The organism is Pseudomonas sp. TE21394, assembly GCF_054057835.1.
Genome location: NZ_JBSRZR010000001.1, coordinates 4,342,217 through 4,357,714, shown reverse-complemented (window position 1 = coordinate 4,357,714; position 15,498 = coordinate 4,342,217). Strand labels below are relative to the sequence as shown.

15 protein-coding genes are annotated in these 15,498 nt (G+C 65.5%); 8 read left to right on the top strand and 7 right to left on the bottom strand.

All coding sequences use genetic code 11. The features are described from left to right. Nucleotides 1-70 precede the first annotated feature (70 nt). The 5 genes from pedH to pedF form a co-directional block, all read right to left on the bottom strand. The gene (gene pedH / locus ACVWZT_RS19945) at nucleotides 71-1,855 is read right to left on the bottom strand and encodes a PQQ-dependent alcohol dehydrogenase PedH (RefSeq protein WP_457470950.1); all 1,785 of its coding nucleotides are present in this window, start codon (nucleotides 1,853-1,855) and stop codon (nucleotides 71-73) included. A gap of 167 nt (nucleotides 1,856-2,022) precedes the next feature. Beyond that, a complete protein-coding gene (locus ACVWZT_RS19940) occupies nucleotides 2,023-2,955 on the bottom strand; it encodes a quinoprotein relay system zinc metallohydrolase 1 (protein WP_457470948.1) in 933 nt (310 codons plus the stop codon). 41 nt (nucleotides 2,956-2,996) lie between these two features. Further along, nucleotides 2,997-3,758, bottom strand: a complete 762-nt coding sequence (locus ACVWZT_RS19935; RefSeq protein WP_457470947.1) for a quinoprotein dehydrogenase-associated SoxYZ-like carrier — start codon at nucleotides 3,756-3,758, stop codon at nucleotides 2,997-2,999. A gap of 43 nt (nucleotides 3,759-3,801) precedes the next feature. Further along, entirely contained in the window at nucleotides 3,802-4,677 is an 876-nt protein-coding gene (locus tag ACVWZT_RS19930) for a substrate-binding periplasmic protein (protein ID WP_457470945.1), read from the bottom strand. Between the two features lie 5 nt (nucleotides 4,678-4,682). Then, nucleotides 4,683-5,144: a cytochrome c-550 PedF gene (gene pedF, locus ACVWZT_RS19925; RefSeq protein WP_296233026.1), complete on the bottom strand. Its 462-nt coding sequence runs from the start codon at nucleotides 5,142-5,144 to the stop codon at nucleotides 4,683-4,685. Between the two features lie 253 nt (nucleotides 5,145-5,397). Here pedF and exaA point away from each other — a divergent pair, with 253 nt between their 5' ends. Together exaA and ACVWZT_RS19915 are read left to right on the top strand one after the other, a co-directional pair. Continuing rightward, a complete protein-coding gene (gene exaA, locus ACVWZT_RS19920; RefSeq protein ID WP_457470943.1) occupies nucleotides 5,398-7,278 on the top strand; it encodes a quinoprotein ethanol dehydrogenase in 1,881 nt (626 codons plus the stop codon). Between the two features lie 64 nt (nucleotides 7,279-7,342). After that, complete coding sequence (locus tag ACVWZT_RS19915; RefSeq protein WP_457470942.1) at nucleotides 7,343-8,002, top strand: pentapeptide repeat-containing protein; 660 nt, start codon at nucleotides 7,343-7,345, stop codon at nucleotides 8,000-8,002. 106 nt (nucleotides 8,003-8,108) lie between these two features. Here the strand turns inward: ACVWZT_RS19915 and ACVWZT_RS19910 are convergent, their stop codons facing one another. Together ACVWZT_RS19910 and ACVWZT_RS19905 are read right to left on the bottom strand one after the other, a co-directional pair. Continuing rightward, entirely contained in the window at nucleotides 8,109-8,747 is a 639-nt protein-coding gene (locus ACVWZT_RS19910; RefSeq protein WP_457470940.1) for a response regulator, read from the bottom strand. Next, on the bottom strand, nucleotides 8,744-10,021 hold the full coding sequence (locus tag ACVWZT_RS19905; RefSeq protein WP_457470939.1) for a histidine kinase: 1,278 nt from the start codon (nucleotides 10,019-10,021) through the stop codon (nucleotides 8,744-8,746). Before ACVWZT_RS19905 ends, ACVWZT_RS19910 begins: the two co-directional genes overlap by 4 nt. 157 nt (nucleotides 10,022-10,178) lie before the next feature. On the opposite strand from ACVWZT_RS19905, the gene ACVWZT_RS19900 reads away from it, so the two are divergent. The 6 genes from ACVWZT_RS19900 (at nucleotide 10,179) to ACVWZT_RS19875 (ending at nucleotide 15,496) form a co-directional block, all read left to right on the top strand. Continuing rightward, a complete protein-coding gene (locus ACVWZT_RS19900) occupies nucleotides 10,179-11,372 on the top strand; it encodes an ABC transporter substrate-binding protein (protein ID WP_457470938.1) in 1,194 nt (397 codons plus the stop codon). Nucleotides 11,373-11,404: 32 nt separating this feature from the next. Then, complete coding sequence (locus ACVWZT_RS19895; RefSeq protein WP_457470936.1) at nucleotides 11,405-12,394, top strand: YVTN family beta-propeller repeat protein; 990 nt, start codon at nucleotides 11,405-11,407, stop codon at nucleotides 12,392-12,394. After that, nucleotides 12,391-13,131, top strand: a complete 741-nt coding sequence (locus tag ACVWZT_RS19890; protein WP_296233037.1) for an ABC transporter ATP-binding protein — start codon at nucleotides 12,391-12,393, stop codon at nucleotides 13,129-13,131. The genes ACVWZT_RS19895 and ACVWZT_RS19890 overlap by 4 nt, the downstream gene beginning before the upstream one ends. After that, nucleotides 13,128-13,919, top strand: a complete 792-nt coding sequence (locus ACVWZT_RS19885; RefSeq protein ID WP_457470935.1) for an ABC transporter permease — start codon at nucleotides 13,128-13,130, stop codon at nucleotides 13,917-13,919. The genes ACVWZT_RS19890 and ACVWZT_RS19885 overlap by 4 nt, the downstream gene beginning before the upstream one ends. Before the next feature lie 294 nt (nucleotides 13,920-14,213). Further along, a complete protein-coding gene (locus ACVWZT_RS19880) occupies nucleotides 14,214-14,774 on the top strand; it encodes a PQQ-dependent catabolism-associated CXXCW motif protein (protein ID WP_457470933.1) in 561 nt (186 codons plus the stop codon). Nucleotides 14,775-14,830: 56 nt separating this feature from the next. Beyond that, nucleotides 14,831-15,496, top strand: coding sequence for a response regulator (locus tag ACVWZT_RS19875; protein ID WP_457470931.1), 666 nt, complete (start codon nucleotides 14,831-14,833; stop codon nucleotides 15,494-15,496). Nucleotides 15,497-15,498: the final 2 nt, after the last annotated feature.

Below are 15,498 nucleotides of genomic sequence, written 5' to 3'. Positions count from 1 at the left end.
GCTCTCGTCATTTGGTAGTAGGGCCGCTTGCCGCCGCCGGGTAGCTGGCGGCAGGCGGCAGTGCATGGCATCAGCGCTTGGCGCTGGCGGTCTGCAGCTGCTTGGGCAACTTGAAGGTCCAGAGCATGCCGCCCTGGTTGAAGTCCTTGACCCGCTTGGCCACTTCGCCGCCCCACAGCGGCACCGCGCCGCCCCAGCCGGAGACCACCGAAACGTATTGCTCGCCGTCCATTTCCCAGGTGATCGGCGAACCGAGCACGCCGGAACCGGTCTGGAACTCCCAGACCTTGTCACCGGTCTTGGCGTCGAAGGCCTGCAGGAAACCTTCCGGCGTGCCGGTGAACACCAGGTTGCCCTTGGTGGTCAGCACCCCGCCCCACAGCGGCGCGTAGTTCTTGTGGCGCCATACTTCCTTGCCGCTGACCGGGTCGATGGCACGCAACACACCGATGTAGTCTTCGTTGAGCGGCTTGATGGTGAAGCCGGCACCGAGGAACGCCGCACCCTTCTTGTAGGCGATGCCTTCGTTCCAGATGTCCATGCCCCACTCGTTGGTAGGCACATAGAACAGCCCGGTGTCCTTGTTGTAGGCCATCGGCATCCAGTTCTTGGCGCCGAGGAAGGCCGGGGCGACGAATACCGAGCTACCCTTGGCTTCGCTGCCTGGTGCGCCTGGGCGGCTGGCCTCGTTGTAGATCGGCCGGCCGTCCTTGTCCAGGCCGCTGGCCCAGGTGATCTTGTCGACGAACGGGAAGCCGCGGATGAACTTGCCATTGGTGCGGTCCAGCACGTAGAAGAAGCCGTTGCGGTCGGCGGTGGCGGCAGCCTTGATCTCCTTGCCGCCGGCCTTGTAGTTGAACGAGATCAGCTCGTTGACGCCGTCGAAGTCCCAGCCGTCATGCGGCGTGCTCTGGAAATGCCACTTGATGGTGCCATCGTCTGGGTTCAGGGCCAGGCGCGACGAGGAGTACAGGTTGTCGCCCGGGCGCAGGTGCGAGTTCCAGGGGGCCGGGTTACCGGTACCGAACAGAACAAGATTGGTTTCCGGGTCGTAGTAGCCGCCCAGCCAGGGCGCTGCACCACCGGTCTTCCACAGGTCGCCAGGCCAGGTCTTGCCCGCCTCACCGCCGGAAATGCCGTTCTCGATCGCCTTGCCGTCCTTGTACACATACCCCATGTGCCCTTCCACGGTCGGGCGCATCCACAGCAGTTCGCCGTTTTCCGGGTTGTAGGCCTGGATCTTGCCCACCACGCCGAACTCGCCACCAGCAACCCCGGTGATCAGCTTGCCGTTGACGATCATCGGCGCGGCGCTGATGGAGTAGCCTTCCTTGTGATCGGCCACCTTCTTGCTCCACACCACCTTGCCGGTGTCCTTGTTCAAGGCGACCAGCTTGGCATCCAGGGTGCCGAAGAACACCAGGTCGCCATACAGCGCCACGCCACGGTTGATCACGTCGCAGCACGGGCGGATGTCATCGGGCAGGCGCGCATCGTATTGCCACAGCTTCTTGCCGGTGCGGGCGTCCACGGCAAACACCCGCGAGTAGGAGCCGGTCAGGTACATCACGCCGTCCTTGACCAGCGGCTGGGCCTGCTGGCCGCGCTGCTTCTCGCCGCCGAAGGAGAACGCCCAGACCGGCCGCAGGTCCTTGACGTTGTTGCTGTTGAGCAGGTCCAGCGGGCTGTAGCGCTGGCCCTGCACGCCCAGGCCGTTGGTCACGATCTGCTGCGGGTTCTTCGGGTCCTGGAGGATTTCTACATTGCTGACAGCAGCGTGGGCCGTGCTGGCAAGCAGCATGGCGCTGAGCACCAGGCTCACGGCGAACACAGGGCGACGTGGGGATCGGGTCATGACGGCTACCTTTGGTTTTTTTGTTGTGCCCGGGAAAATTTCCCGGTGTGCCGAGAATTCTTGGTCGCTGCCTGCTTGCCAACAATTGCCCGCAGTGCGGAGTTTTCTAGTTCCTTGGTATGGGGCTGCGCACCAAGGCCTGCGCACGCCATCTGCGAGCTGGCGCGTCAGTCATCGGTGTCGATGCGCCGCAACTGTTGACGCTCGTAGCGGGGATACAGGTGGCTGACACTGCGGATCAACTCATATCGGGTCAGGCTGATACCGGCGAAACGCTGCGGGATCGGGCTGCGGATCATCTCCGCCATGTCATCGCCACGCGCCGCACCGGCGCGCATCAGCCCGTCCAGCCAGCCCAGGTAGTCACGCATCTGGGCAAACGGCCGGGCATCACTGGCCAGCGGGCCATGGCCGGGTACCAGCAGCTTCCAGGGCAGCGCCTGCAGGGTATCCAGGTCATTCAACCAGACCTCCAGCCCCGGACTGTTGGGCGTGGTCAGCGCCCGCTCGTAGAACACCAGGTCACCGGCAAACAGCACGCCGGTGGTTTCATCCAGAATCGCCAGATCGGCACCGGTATGCCCGCCTAGCGCCAGCAACCGCAGCCGGCGCCCACCTACCTCATGAATACCTGGCTCGAGCACCCGGGTCGGCAACACCACCTCGGTGCCGCGCATCCAGTCGCCGACCAGGCGATACATGTTCTCGGCCATGGCCTCGCCCTGCTGGCGCAGCAGCTCGCCGGTGCCGCCCAGCGCGCCGATCGGCACATCGGCGAAGGCCTGGTTGCCCAGTACATGGTCCGGGTGATGGTGGGTCAACAACACCTCGACCACCGGCTTGTCGGTGGTGGCGGCGATCGCCCGGCGCAGCGCTTCGCCGTAGCGCTTGGACGGCCCGCTGTCGATCACCACCACCCCGCTGTCGGTGACAATGAACGCGCTGTTGACGATGTTGCCGCCGTTGTCCTTGGCGAAATTGGCGGTACTGCCTTCAAGCAGCCAGGTGCCTTCGGCGATCTGTCGAGGCTGCAGGTGATATTCCAGGCCTGCCTGGGCTGGCAGGCCCAGGCACAGCAGCAATAGCATGAAGCAACGCATGTCGGGTGTCTCGGGTCAGTCAGTTGAAAAGGGCAACCTGCTCAGGGCAGCGCCGCCTCGAACCGGTTGCCGCTGTTGTCCTGCAACAGCAAGCGGGTCGGCCCGGGGACCAGGATGTCGAAACCCAGATTGGGGTTTTCGCTGACCGCCGGGTAAAGCTGCAGGCTGGCCAGGCGCTGGCCGTCCGCGCCTTGCAGCTCGGCATGGTTGAGGAAGAACTCCGGAATGCCGCTGACCAGGCCGTTGTCCATCGGATGGGCCACCTGCAGGCGCAAGCGGCTGCTGTCGCCGCGCGGGTAGCGCCCGCCCAGCACTTCGCCGAGGTGCTCCTCCCAGCCGGGCTGGGTGCGGACCACGCTGGGCGCGGTGCAACCGCCGCCGGCGGCATCGATCAGGGTCGAGCCGACATGCCACAGGCCGTCGCGTGTCAGCACCGCAGCGCGCAGCGGCGTGGCCTGTTCGATGCGAATGCGGATCGACAACCAGGGCAACACGCGCTCGCCGGGTTCGAAATCGACAATCCGCGGCAACGGGTTGAGCTCGGCCCAGGCCAGGATCCGCACCACTTCGCCGCTGAATGCCCGCGCGTCGATTTCCAGCGGCACCTGGCGTGCATCCTCGGCAAACGGTGGCGCCAGCAGCTTGACCCGGTCATCGAAGACGAACGCGGCGTGGCCCAGCAGCTGTTTGTGGTAGAAGTCCCACATCACCGACGGCACCGGGTCCGACGTGGCATTCGGTTCGCTGGCCTGGGCTGCCCAGGGCAACCAGCAGGCCAGCAGGAAAGTCGCTCGCCAATTCATGGCCCGCTCCTTGATGGCACGATTATCCATTGAGCCAGCGCTGTTACTGATACATCTCCGGCACCTCATAGCGCAGGCCGTAACTGGCGTAGATCGCTTTCATCCGTCCTTCGCGGATCAGCGTCTCGAGTGCTTCCTCCAGCGCATAGGCCAGCTGCCGGTTGCTCTCATGCACCGCCATGCCGATGTCCCAGGCCTGCTTGCCGAGGTTCGGGTAGGCGTTTTCCGCCAGCGCCAGCTGCGCGTCGGCGGCCTGGTGCAGTTGCCAGTCGACCTCGCCGCGCATGGCCATCACCGCGTCCACCTGGCCAGCCTGCATGGCACCGAAGGCCTGCTGCACGTTGGGGTAATGGTGGGTCCTGGCACTGAGCATGCCGTTGAACACCGAGGTCAGGTAGAACGACGGCACGCTGTCCACCTCGACCCCGATGGGGTGCTGCTGGAACACCGCGACACTGGCCACCGAGGCCAGGCGGCGACGATCGTAGGCCACTTGCCAGCGCTCCTGCTGATAGGGGCCGAACATCACCACCTGGGCGTTTTCCAGTTCGCCGACATCGTTGCGCCGCTGTGCGTAGGCGTGGTCGTAGGGCACCCGCATCATCAGGTCGGCCAGCTGCTGGTTGCGCAGCGGGCTGCCGCGCCAGATGTAGTCGCGCAGGTCGTCGTCGAGCTTTTCCCCGGGCGGCGCCCAGATCAGCTGCAGGCGCACCCCCAGCGCACTGGCCAGGGCCTGCGCCAGCTCCACGTCGACCCCGCGCGGCTGGCCGTGATCCTCGAAGCTGTAGGGAGCGAAATCCTTGTACACCGCCACCTTCAATTCCCCGGCGGCGATGATCGCGTCGTAGTTGCGCACCTGCGCCTGGGCTGCCACGCACCACAGCAGCAGGCCAGTCAACAGCACCGCCAACAGGCGCATGGCCGTCACTCCTCGACGTGCACGCTGTCCAGGTAGGTGCGTACCGCCCACAGGGCTTCCTGGCTCAGGTAGTCGGCCATCTTCGGCATGTACACCCGGCCGTCGCGAACCGCGCCGTGGCGCACTCGCTCGACGAACCACTCGTCGCCAGCCTCACCGGCGTCGAGCATGCGCAGGTCCGGGGCGATACCGCCAGACTTCGCTTCCAGGCCATGGCAGGCGGCGCAATTCTGGTTGTAGGCCGAGGCGCCAATTTCCACGGCCTTATCGTGCTCGGGTGAATCGCGATACGGGTTGACCGCTGCCCAGCCGTCGCCGTCCACGGCTACACCGGCATCCTTGACCGGGGTCAGGCCTTGGGTTTCCACAGCCTGGGGCACCACATTGCCATGGGCCCAGACCGTACCGGTCAGCACAGCGCCGGCCAGCAGGCCTGCAGCAAGCAAGACGTTTCGTTGTGTTGTCATTGTTATGCCCTCACCATTGCACGCATGGCCTCAACCACAGAGGCCGTGCCGCCATCTTAGGAACAGCCTGTGCAGCGCCGTATCCTGCTTTGGTGGCCGGGCCTTAGTCCCTTGGTAGTAGGGCATGTGGCGAAGGGCCAAAAGAGGTGCCGGGCGGGAACTTTTCCCGGCCAGCGCGGGAAGTTTTCCGTATCCCGCGACAATCGCCCCAGCTCACCCTGTGCAGGCCAAAACTCCACAGGGAACTGCAACCATGACAACAACAACGCTACCTGCCCTTTCCCCTTTGAGCCTGAGCCTGCGGGCCGTGCTGCTGGCCGGCAGCCTGGCCCTGGGCACGGTGGCCACGGCGGCACCTGCGAGCAACAACGTGACCTGGGAAGATATCGCCAACGATCACCGGACCACCCAGGACGTGCTGCAATACGGCATGGGCACCAATGCCCAGCGCTGGAGCCCGCTGGCCCAGGTCAATGACCAGAACGTGTTCAAGCTGACCCCGGCGTGGTCCTTCTCCTTCGGCGACGAGAAGCAACGTGGCCAGGAATCCCAGGCCATCGTCAGCGACGGCGTGGTCTACGTCACCGGCTCCTATTCGCGGGTATTCGCCCTCGATGCGCGGACCGGCAAGCGCCTGTGGACCTACAACCACCGCCTGCCGGAGAACATCCGCCCGTGCTGCGACGTGGTCAACCGCGGCGCGGCGATCTATGGCGACAAGATCTACTTCGGCACCCTCGACGCGCGGGTAATCGCCCTCGACAAGCGCACCGGCAAAGTGGTGTGGAACAAGAAGTTCGGCGACCACAGCGCCGGCTACACCATGACTGGCGCCCCGGTACTGATCAAGGACAAGAACAGCGGCAAGGTGCTGCTGATCCACGGTAGCTCGGGTGACGAGTTCGGCGTGGTCGGCCAGCTGTTCGCCCGCGACCCGGACACCGGCGAGGAAGTGTGGATGCGGCCGTTCGTGGAAGGCCATATGGGCCGCCTGAACGGCAAGGACAGCACGCCCACCGGCAACGTCAAGGCACCGTCCTGGCCGGATGACCCGACCAGCGAAACCGGCAAGGTCGAAGCCTGGAGCCACGGCGGCGGCGCCCCTTGGCAAAGCGCCAGTTTCGACCCCGAGAGCAACACCATCATCGTCGGTGCTGGCAACCCGGGCCCATGGAACACCTGGGCACGCACCTCGAAGGACGGCAACCCGCACGACTACGACAGCCTGTACACCTCTGGCCAGGTTGGCGTCGACCCGAGCACCGGCGAGGTGAAATGGTTCTACCAGCACACCCCTAACGATGCCTGGGACTTTTCCGGCAACAACGAGCTGGTGCTGTTCGATTACAAGAACAAGGACGGCAAGCTGGTCAAAGCCACCGGCCATGCCGACCGCAACGGCTTCTTCTATGTGGTCGACCGCAGCAACGGCAAGCTGCAGAACGCCTTCCCCTTCGTCGACAACATCACCTGGGCCAGCCATATCGACCTGAAGACCGGGCGCCCGGTGGAAAACCCCGGCCAGCGCCCGCCCAAGCCGCTGCCAGGGGAAAGCAAAGGCAAGCCGGTGGAGGTCTCGCCGCCGTTCCTCGGCGGCAAGAACTGGAACCCCATGGCCTACAGCCAGGATACCGGGCTGTTCTACATCCCCGGCAACCAGTGGAAAGAGGAGTACTGGACCGAGGAAGTGAACTACAAGAAAGGCTCTGCCTACCTGGGGATGGGCTTCCGCATCAAGCGCATGTATGACGACCACGTCGGCACCTTGCGTGCCATGGACCCGAGCACCGGCAAGCTGGTGTGGGAACACAAGGAGCCGCTGCCACTGTGGGCCGGGGTGCTGGCGACCAAGGGCAACCTGGTGTTCACCGGCACCGGTGACGGCTTCTTCAAGGCGTTCGACGCCAAGACGGGCAAGGAGCTGTGGAAGTTCCAGACCGGCAGCGGCATCGTCTCGCCGCCAATTACCTGGGAACAGGACGGCGAGCAGTACATCGGCGTGACTGTGGGCTACGGCGGCGCGGTGCCACTGTGGGGCGGCGACATGGCCGAGCTGACCAAGCCAGTGGCCCAGGGCGGCTCGTTCTGGGTGTTCAAGATCCCCAGCTGGGACAAGCAGACCGCACAACGTTGACCCTCGGCGGGGAGCGGGCCTTCGCCCCTCCCCGTACCGTCACCTTCCTGCCGGGACCTTTGCCATGAACTACCTGCCATTGGCGTTGCTATTGGTACTTTCCCCTACCTTGGCCATGAACGCCGACGACGCTGAAAGCGATACCCCCTTGACCATCAACGGCTGCCGGATCGCCGAAGCCAGCCAGTGCCCGGGGGCCGACCTGCGTGGCGTCAACCTGGCCAACCAGGACTTGCGCAAGATGAACCTGGCCGGCGCCGACCTGCGCGGTGCCGACCTGCGCCACGCCCGGCTGGACCTGGCCAACCTGGAAAAGGCCCGCCTGCAAGGCGCCAACCTGACCCGTGCCAGCCTGCAGCAGAGCAACCTGCGCCTGGCCGACCTGAGCGACAGCAAGCTGGTGGCGATCCAGGGCTGGGGCTTGTTCGCCCAAGGGGCGCAGTTCGCCAAGGCCGACCTGGGTGCGGCCTACCTGGAATTCGCCCGGTTGTCCGGGGCGAAGATGCACCAGGCCAACCTGCGGGCGGCGGATCTGGAGATGGCCTGGCTGAGCAAGGCTGATCTGCAGGGGGCGAACCTGGGCGATGCCAACCTGCAGGAGGCCAAGTTCGGCCAGAGCAACCTGGAGGGCGCCGACCTGCGTGGGGCGCGGCAGCATTACGGGAATTTCCAGGATGCCAACATGCAGGGATGCAAGGGCTGCCCCGAGACCTGGGACAGATGAAGGGTCCGGCGTGACAGGTTCAGCGCCTGGGAGACCGAGCGCCGACCGCGCGGCGCATCGCGAGCTGCGCTCGGTCTCACAGGCGCCGCATCTGCCAGGCCGAACCTCACCCCGCCACCCGCACCACCCCCAAGTCGATCCCCAAATGCACCAGCTCGGCATGTGAACTGACCTGCAGCTTGCTCTTGAGCAAGGTCAGGTGATTGGACACGGTCTTGGCACTGATGCACAACTGCTCGGCAATCACCCGCACCGGCGTACCCTTGGCCAACATCACGAAAATCTCCAGCTCACGCTGGGTCATGCTCTGCAAGCGTGGGTCGCTGGCCCCCTGATGCGCAGTGCAGGCAAGCTGGGTGGCCAGCGGTTGCTCGATATAGGCCTGCCCGGCCAGCACCCGCTGCACCGCCTCGATCAGCACTTCAGGCGCCGAATTCTTGGTCAGGTAACCCGCGCCCCCCGCGTCCAGCGCCTGGCGTACCAGCGGCAGTTCATCGTGCATGCTGAAGAACAACACGCGCAGTTGCGGCAAGCGCTGGCGCAGGCGCCGGGTGGTTTCCAGGCCGCTGATACCGGGCAGGCCGAAGTCCATGATCACCAGGTTGGGCACCTGCTCCTGCACCCGCGCCAGCGCCTCCTCGCCACTGCCCGCCTCGCGCACCTGCACCGTCGGCAGCACCGCCCGCAGCAAGCTGGCATAACCCTGGCGGACCACGGCGTGGTCATCAACCAACACGATATTCATTGCACCTCCATGGGGATGTTCAAGGCCAGCGCCCAGCCGGCACCCGGGCGGCTGAGGATGCGCAGTTCACCGCCCAGGCTGCGGGCGCGCTCAGCCATCGAGTGCAGGCCGACCCCGGGGCGCAGCGGTTGCGGCGCGCCGCACCCGTTATCGCGAACCAGCAGGCGCAAGCCCCTGGCGCTGCGTTGCAGGCGCACCCGCACCTGGCTGGCCGCAGCGTGGCGGGCGACGTTGGTCAACGCCTCCTGCAACAAGCGATACAGGTGCGTGCGGCTCGCCCCGGGCAGTGCTGGCAGACGCGCGCCGACCCGCAGGCGACAATCGATGCCTTGGCTGGCCTGCCATTGGTTCACCAGCAGGGCTAAAGCCTCCGCCAGCGGCATGTGTTGCAGCGCCAACGGATACAGGTCATGCACCAAGGCGCGAAACCCCTCCTGCAGGCGCTGACAATCGAGTTCCAGGGTGCGGGTGGTCTGCTCCACCGCGGTGGGCTGGTCGGCCACCATGCGCAGCAGGCACAGCTGGGCACGGATGCCCGCCAGGTATTGGCCGAGGTCGTCGTGCAGGGTTTGCGCCAGCTGGGTGCGTTCGCGCTCCTGCACGGCCAGCAGCGCCTGGGTCAGTTGGGCATTGTCGGCCCGAGCCTGTTCCAGCGATGCAGCCATGTGGTTGAAATGCCTGGCCAGCTGGCGTGCCTCCGGCAGGCCAGCCTCGCGCAGGCGCGCGCTCAACTGCCCGCCGGAGACCTGGCGCAAGGCCTGCAGCAGTTCATCCAGCAAACCCATGCCGCGGCGCACGGCCCAGCGGATGGTCAGCAGGCTCAGCAACAGCGCCAGGCCGCACAGGCCCGCCAACTGTTGCAGCGAGTCGCGGACTTCGTCGATCTCATCCCGCGCATCCACGGCAATCGCTACCCGGCGGCCATCACTCAGCTGCAGCAACCGGGTAGCGTGGTGGCGCTCGCCGAGCAGGTGGCGGCCAAGCCAGGCATCCACGCCACGCGCCTGCGGCAGCGGCAGCGCTTCATCCGCCGCCAGCCAGTGCACCCGCACGTGGCGCAGGCTTTGCGTCAACCGTGGCTGCAGACGCGCGGGGTCGCGCTCGGCGGTATCGCCAAGGTACGCCACTACCGCTTCGGCCGATTGCAACTCGCGCTCGACATCGGCCACCGCCTGGTGCAACAGCACCCCGGCACAGGCCAGCATCACCAGCAGGAAAAACACAGTGACGCAAAGGTTGATCCGCCACAGGGCCGACAGGTCAATCAGGCGCATGCGCGGTTTTCCTCAGTGTGGCGAGATTGCGGTCCATCGTAAGACCGGGGCCAGCGTGGCGAATTACTACCTTGGTACCGGCCAGGCGCTACTTTCTGCATATTTCCCCGGCGTGGTGGGCTTCCTATGCTGGCGCCATCTGCCGTGGAGTCGCTCTATGCGCCAGCCTGCCCACCTTGTCCTGACCTGCCTGCTGGGCGTCGTCGCCACCCTGTCTGCGGCCCCGGCTTCCGCCGCCGCGGGCCAGGCTGGCGAGCCCTTGCAGGTGCGCATCGGTTACCTGGGCTATCGCCCCGACCCTGGCCCGCTGCTGTCCAATGTCATCCCCGAGCCCGGCGACGCCGGGCTGCAAGGCGCCAGGCTGGCGATTGTCGACAGCAACAGCAGCGGCCGCTTCCTGCAGCAGCAATTCCAACTGACCGAAGCCAGCGTCGACAGCCCCGCAGCCCTGCTGCAGGCCGCCAAGGCCCAGCGTGAGCAAGGCCTGCGGCTGTTCGTGGTCAATGCCCCCGCGGCCAGCTTGCGCGCCGTGTCTGCGGCACTGCCTGACAGCTTGCTGTTCAACGCCGGCAGCCCGGACGACAGCCTGCGCAGCAGCCAGTGCCTGGGCAATGTGCTGCACAGCCTGCCCGGCCGCGCCATGCTGGCCGATGCCCTGGCGCAATTCCTGGTGTTGCGCAAATGGCAGCGGGCGCTGCTGATCGTCGGCCAGACCGATGACGACCGCGCCTACGCCGCTGCCCTGCGGCGTGCCGCGAAACGCTTCGGCCTGCAGCTGGTGGCCGAGAAACCCTGGACTTTCGACAACGACCAGCGCCGCAGCGCCCAGGCCGACATGCCGCTGTTCACGCAGACTGCCGAGTACGATGTGGTGCTGGTGGCCGACGAGCGCGGCGACTTCGGCGAATACCTGCCCTACCAGACCTGGTACCCACGCCCGGTCGCCGGGACCCAGGGCCTGACCCCGACCGGCTGGCACAAGACCGTGGAAACCTTCGGCGCGGCGCAGCTGCAAAAGCGTTTCGAGGCCCAGGCCGGGCGCTGGATGAACGACCGCGACTTCGCCGCCTGGATGGCCGTGCGCAGTGTCGCCAGCGCAGTCAGCAAACTGCGCCAGGCCGAACCGCGCACCGTGCAGCAGTTGCTGCTCAGCGAACAACTGCCGCTGGACGGCTTCAAGGGCCGCAAACTCAGCTATCGCCCGTGGAACGGTGAGCTGCGCCAGCCGATTCCGCTGGTGCAGCCACGGGCGCTGGTCAGCACTTCGCCGCAGGAAGGTTTCCTGCACCCGTTCAACGAAATGGACAGCCTGGGCTACGACAAGCCCGAAGTCAGCTGTAGCTACCCTTGAGCCGATAACCACAACAAAAAAAGGATTTCGCCATGCCTCGCCGCCTGTTCCACCGGGCCCTGCTTTGCCCCAGCCTGCTCTCGGGCGCCCTGGCGCTCGCCAGCGGCCAGGCCATGGCCGCCACCGCCTGGGTCTCGAACGAGAAGGACAACAGCCTCAGCCTGATCGACCTGCACACCCTGCAAGTCACCGAGACCCTGCCGGTAGGCCAGCGCCCGCGCGGCCTGCTGCTGTCCCACGACCACAAGCTGCTGTACATCTGCGCCAGCGACTCGGACCGGGTCCAGGTGATGGACGTGGCCACGCGCAAGATCATCAAGGAGCTGCCCTCCGGCAAGGACCCCGAGCAGTTCGCCCTGCACCCCAACGACCGCTGGCTGTACGTGTCCAACGAGGACGACGCACTGGTAACCGTGATCGACACCCAGACCGACAAGGTGCTCGGCCAGATCGATGTCGGCATCGAGCCTGAAGGCATGGCGGTGAGCCCGGATGGCAAGTGGGCGGTCAATACCAGCGAAACCACCAACATGCTGCACTGGATCGACACCAGCACCCAGACCCTGGCCGAAAGCACCCCGGTCGACCAACGGCCACGCTTTGTCGAATTCAGCCAGGACGGCACGCGGCTGTGGGCCTCGGCGGAAATCGGCGGCACTGTGACCATCCTCGACGTGGCCACGCGCCAGGTGCTGAAAATCCTCAACTTCCAGATCAAGGGCGTGCACCCGGACAAAGTGCAGCCGGTTGGGATCAAGCTCAGCGCCGATGGCAAGTACGCCTTTGTCGCGCTGGGCCCCGCCAACCATGTGGCGGTGGTCGATGCCAGAACCTTCGAGGTGCTTGACTACTTGCTGGTGGGGCGGCGGGTATGGCAGCTGGCATTCACCCCGGATCAGAGCCAGTTGCTGGCCACCAACGGCGTCAGCGGTGACGTATCGGTAATCGATGCGAAGAACCTCAAGGTGCTCAAGTCGGTGAAGGTCGGCCGCTACCCCTGGGGTGTGGTGGTGACGCCATGAACACGCTGGAAGTGAGTGACCTGAGCTTTGCCTATGGCCAGCGCCAGGCGCTCAGGCAGGTCACGTTCAGCCTGGCGCCCGGGCGCTTCGCCGCGCTGCTGGGTCCCAACGGGGCCGGCAAGTCGACCCTGACAGCGCTGCTTACGCGGCTTTACGACCTGCAGCAGGGTGACATCCACGTGTGTGGCTGTTCCCTGCGCAACGCCGCGCGTCCGGCCTTGCGCCAGTTGGGCGTGGTGTTCCAGCAAAGCACCCTGGACCTGGACCTCAGCGTCGAACAGAACCTGCGCTACCACGCCTCGCTGCATGGCCTGTCGCGGCGCCAGGCCAACCTGCGGGTGGAAGCCGAACTGGCCCGCCAGGGCCTCGATGAGCGCCGGCGCGAGCCAGTCCGGGCATTGAACATCGGCCATCGACGCCGGGTCGAGATTGCCCGCGCGCTGCTGCACGAACCGCGCCTGCTGTTGCTCGATGAAGCCAGCGCCGGCCTCGACCCGGCCAGCCGCCTGGCGCTCAACCAGCACCTGCGGCTGCTGTGTCGCGAACAACGCCTCAGCGTGCTGTGGACCACCCACCTGCTGGACGAAGTCCAACCCAGCGACGACCTGCTGATCCTGCATCAGGGGCGCCTGGTGGCCTGTGGCACGGCCGCGGCCCTGAGCCAGGAGCACGGCGGCGACCTCGACCACGCCTTCGCCCGCCTGACCAGCGCACCTTCAGGAGCCAATGCCCTATGAACGCCTACTGGCAATGCTTCAACGGCATTCTGCTGCGCGAATGCCTGCGTTTCGTCCTGCAGCGTACGCGCTTTCTCAGCGCCCTGGTGCGCCCGCTGCTGTGGCTGCTGGTGTTCGCCGCCGGGTTTCGCGCGGCCCTGGGCATCGCCATCATCGAGCCCTACGACACCTATATCCCCTACGAGGTGTACATCATCCCCGGTCTGGCCTGCATGATCCTGCTGTTCAACGGCATGCAAGGTTCGCTGTCGATGGTATATGACCGCGAGATGGGCAGCATGCGGGTGCTGCTGACCAGCCCGTTGCCACGGCCGTTCCTGCTTGCCAGCAAACTGTTGGCGACCTCGCTGATCTCCCTGCTGCAGGTGTACGCCTTCCTGGCCATTGCCTGGCTGTACGGCGTGCAGCCACCGGCCGCAGGCTTGCTGCTGGCGCTACCGGCACTATTGCTGGTGGCATTGATGCTCAGCGCCCTGGGGTTGTTGCTGTCGAACGCGATCCGTCAACTGGAGAACTTTGCCGGGGTGATGAATTTCGTGATTTTCCCACTGTTCTTCCTGTCTTCGGCGCTGTACCCGCTGTGGAAGATGCAGGAGGCCAGCCAGTGGCTGTACTGGCTGTGTGCGGTCAACCCGTTCACCCATGCGGTGGAACTGGTGCGCTTTGCCTTGTACGAGCGCCTGAACCCGCTGGCGATGGCGGTGTGCCTGGGCCTGACCGCGCTGTTCGCCCTGCTGGCGATCCTCACCTTCAACCCCCAGCACGCGGCATTGCGCAAGCCGCGCTGATTGGCAGCTGTCCCCCTGCGGGCCCCTTCGCCGGCCCCGTTGAATGAACAGCGTCCGTATGGGAGCGGGTTTACCCGCGAAGAAGGCGACGCGCTGCATGGCACCGGCTTGGCCGGTGTTCGCGGGTAAACCCGCTCCCACAGGGAATCGCGCACGCATTCGGATATTGGGCAGGATCAGGCCAGAGGCACCCGGCTTTCTACTACTTTAGTACTGCCTTTGCTGTCTGATCGTCGCATTCACAATGCACCGCCGCTGGCATGTAATGGGCCTATAACAAAAAGGATGACCCCCATGCCCCGTGCCCTGCCCCGGCTGCCGCGCCCCTTGCTGGTGGCCTTTTCGCTGAGTCTGTCGCTGGGCATCGCCCAGGCCGGCACGGAGCCGTTGTTTTCCGCCGACGGTTATCGCACCGGCGTCTACCGCAGCCCGACACCGCAACAGGTGGACGGCGCAAAGGTCATCGACACCGCCACGCTGCAAGGCCTGCTGAAGCAGACCCCCGCCCCAGTGCTGATCGATGTCTATCGGCGCCAATGGCTGCAAGGCCGCTTCATCGAGGACGAACCGCACAGCAATATCCCCGGCAGCCGCTGGTTGGCCAACACCGGTGACGGCGAGCTGAGCCCGGCCTGGCAAGGCTACTTCGCGCGCCACCTGCAAGACGCCACCGCCGGGCGCCGGCAGCAGCCACTGGTGTTTTACTGCCGCTCGGATTGCTGGTTGAGCTGGAACGCGGTAAAACGCGCAAAAGCCTTGGGCTATAACCACCTGTACTGGTATCGCGACGGCCTGGACGCCTGGCAGCAGGCCGATCTGCCGGTCGCCCCCGCGCAACCGGAACCCTTCCCCTGAATTCACTTGCCGCATGCGTGCCCCGCTCCATCCCATAAAAACGAGGTGAAAAGGCCATGTACAAAATTCTGATTGCCGACGATCACCCGCTGTTTCGCGAGGCCATCCACAATGTCATCAGCGACGGGTTCCAGGGCTGCGAAGTCACGGAAACTGCCGACCTCGACAGTGCCCTGGCGCTGACCCGCGAACACGACGACCTCGACCTGATCCTGCTCGACCTGAACATGCCTGGCATGCACGGCCTCAACGGCCTGATCACCCTGCGCAACGAGGCCCCCACCACACCGGTGGTGATCGTCTCGGCCGAGCAGGAAAAGCAGATCGTGCTGCAGGCCATCACCTACGGGGCGGTGGGGTTCATCACCAAGTCCTCGCCACGTTCGCAGATGATCGACGCGATCGAGCAGATCCTCAACGGCAATGTCTACCTGCCGCCCGATATCATCCGTGCCCAGAAAAGCAGCACCAGCCGGCGCCTGAACGATACCCCGAGCTTCCCGCCGGAAATGCTCCAGGCGCTGACCCGCAAGCAATTGCTGGTGCTCGAGCGCATGACCAAGGGCGAGTCGAACAAACAGATCGCCTACACCCTGGACATCGCCGAAACCACGGTCAAGGCCCACGTTTCGGCGATCCTGCGCAAACTCAACGTGCACAACCGGGTGCAGGCAATCCTCAGCGCCGGCGATATCGACTTCGGCGATTACCTGCGCCGCTGAAC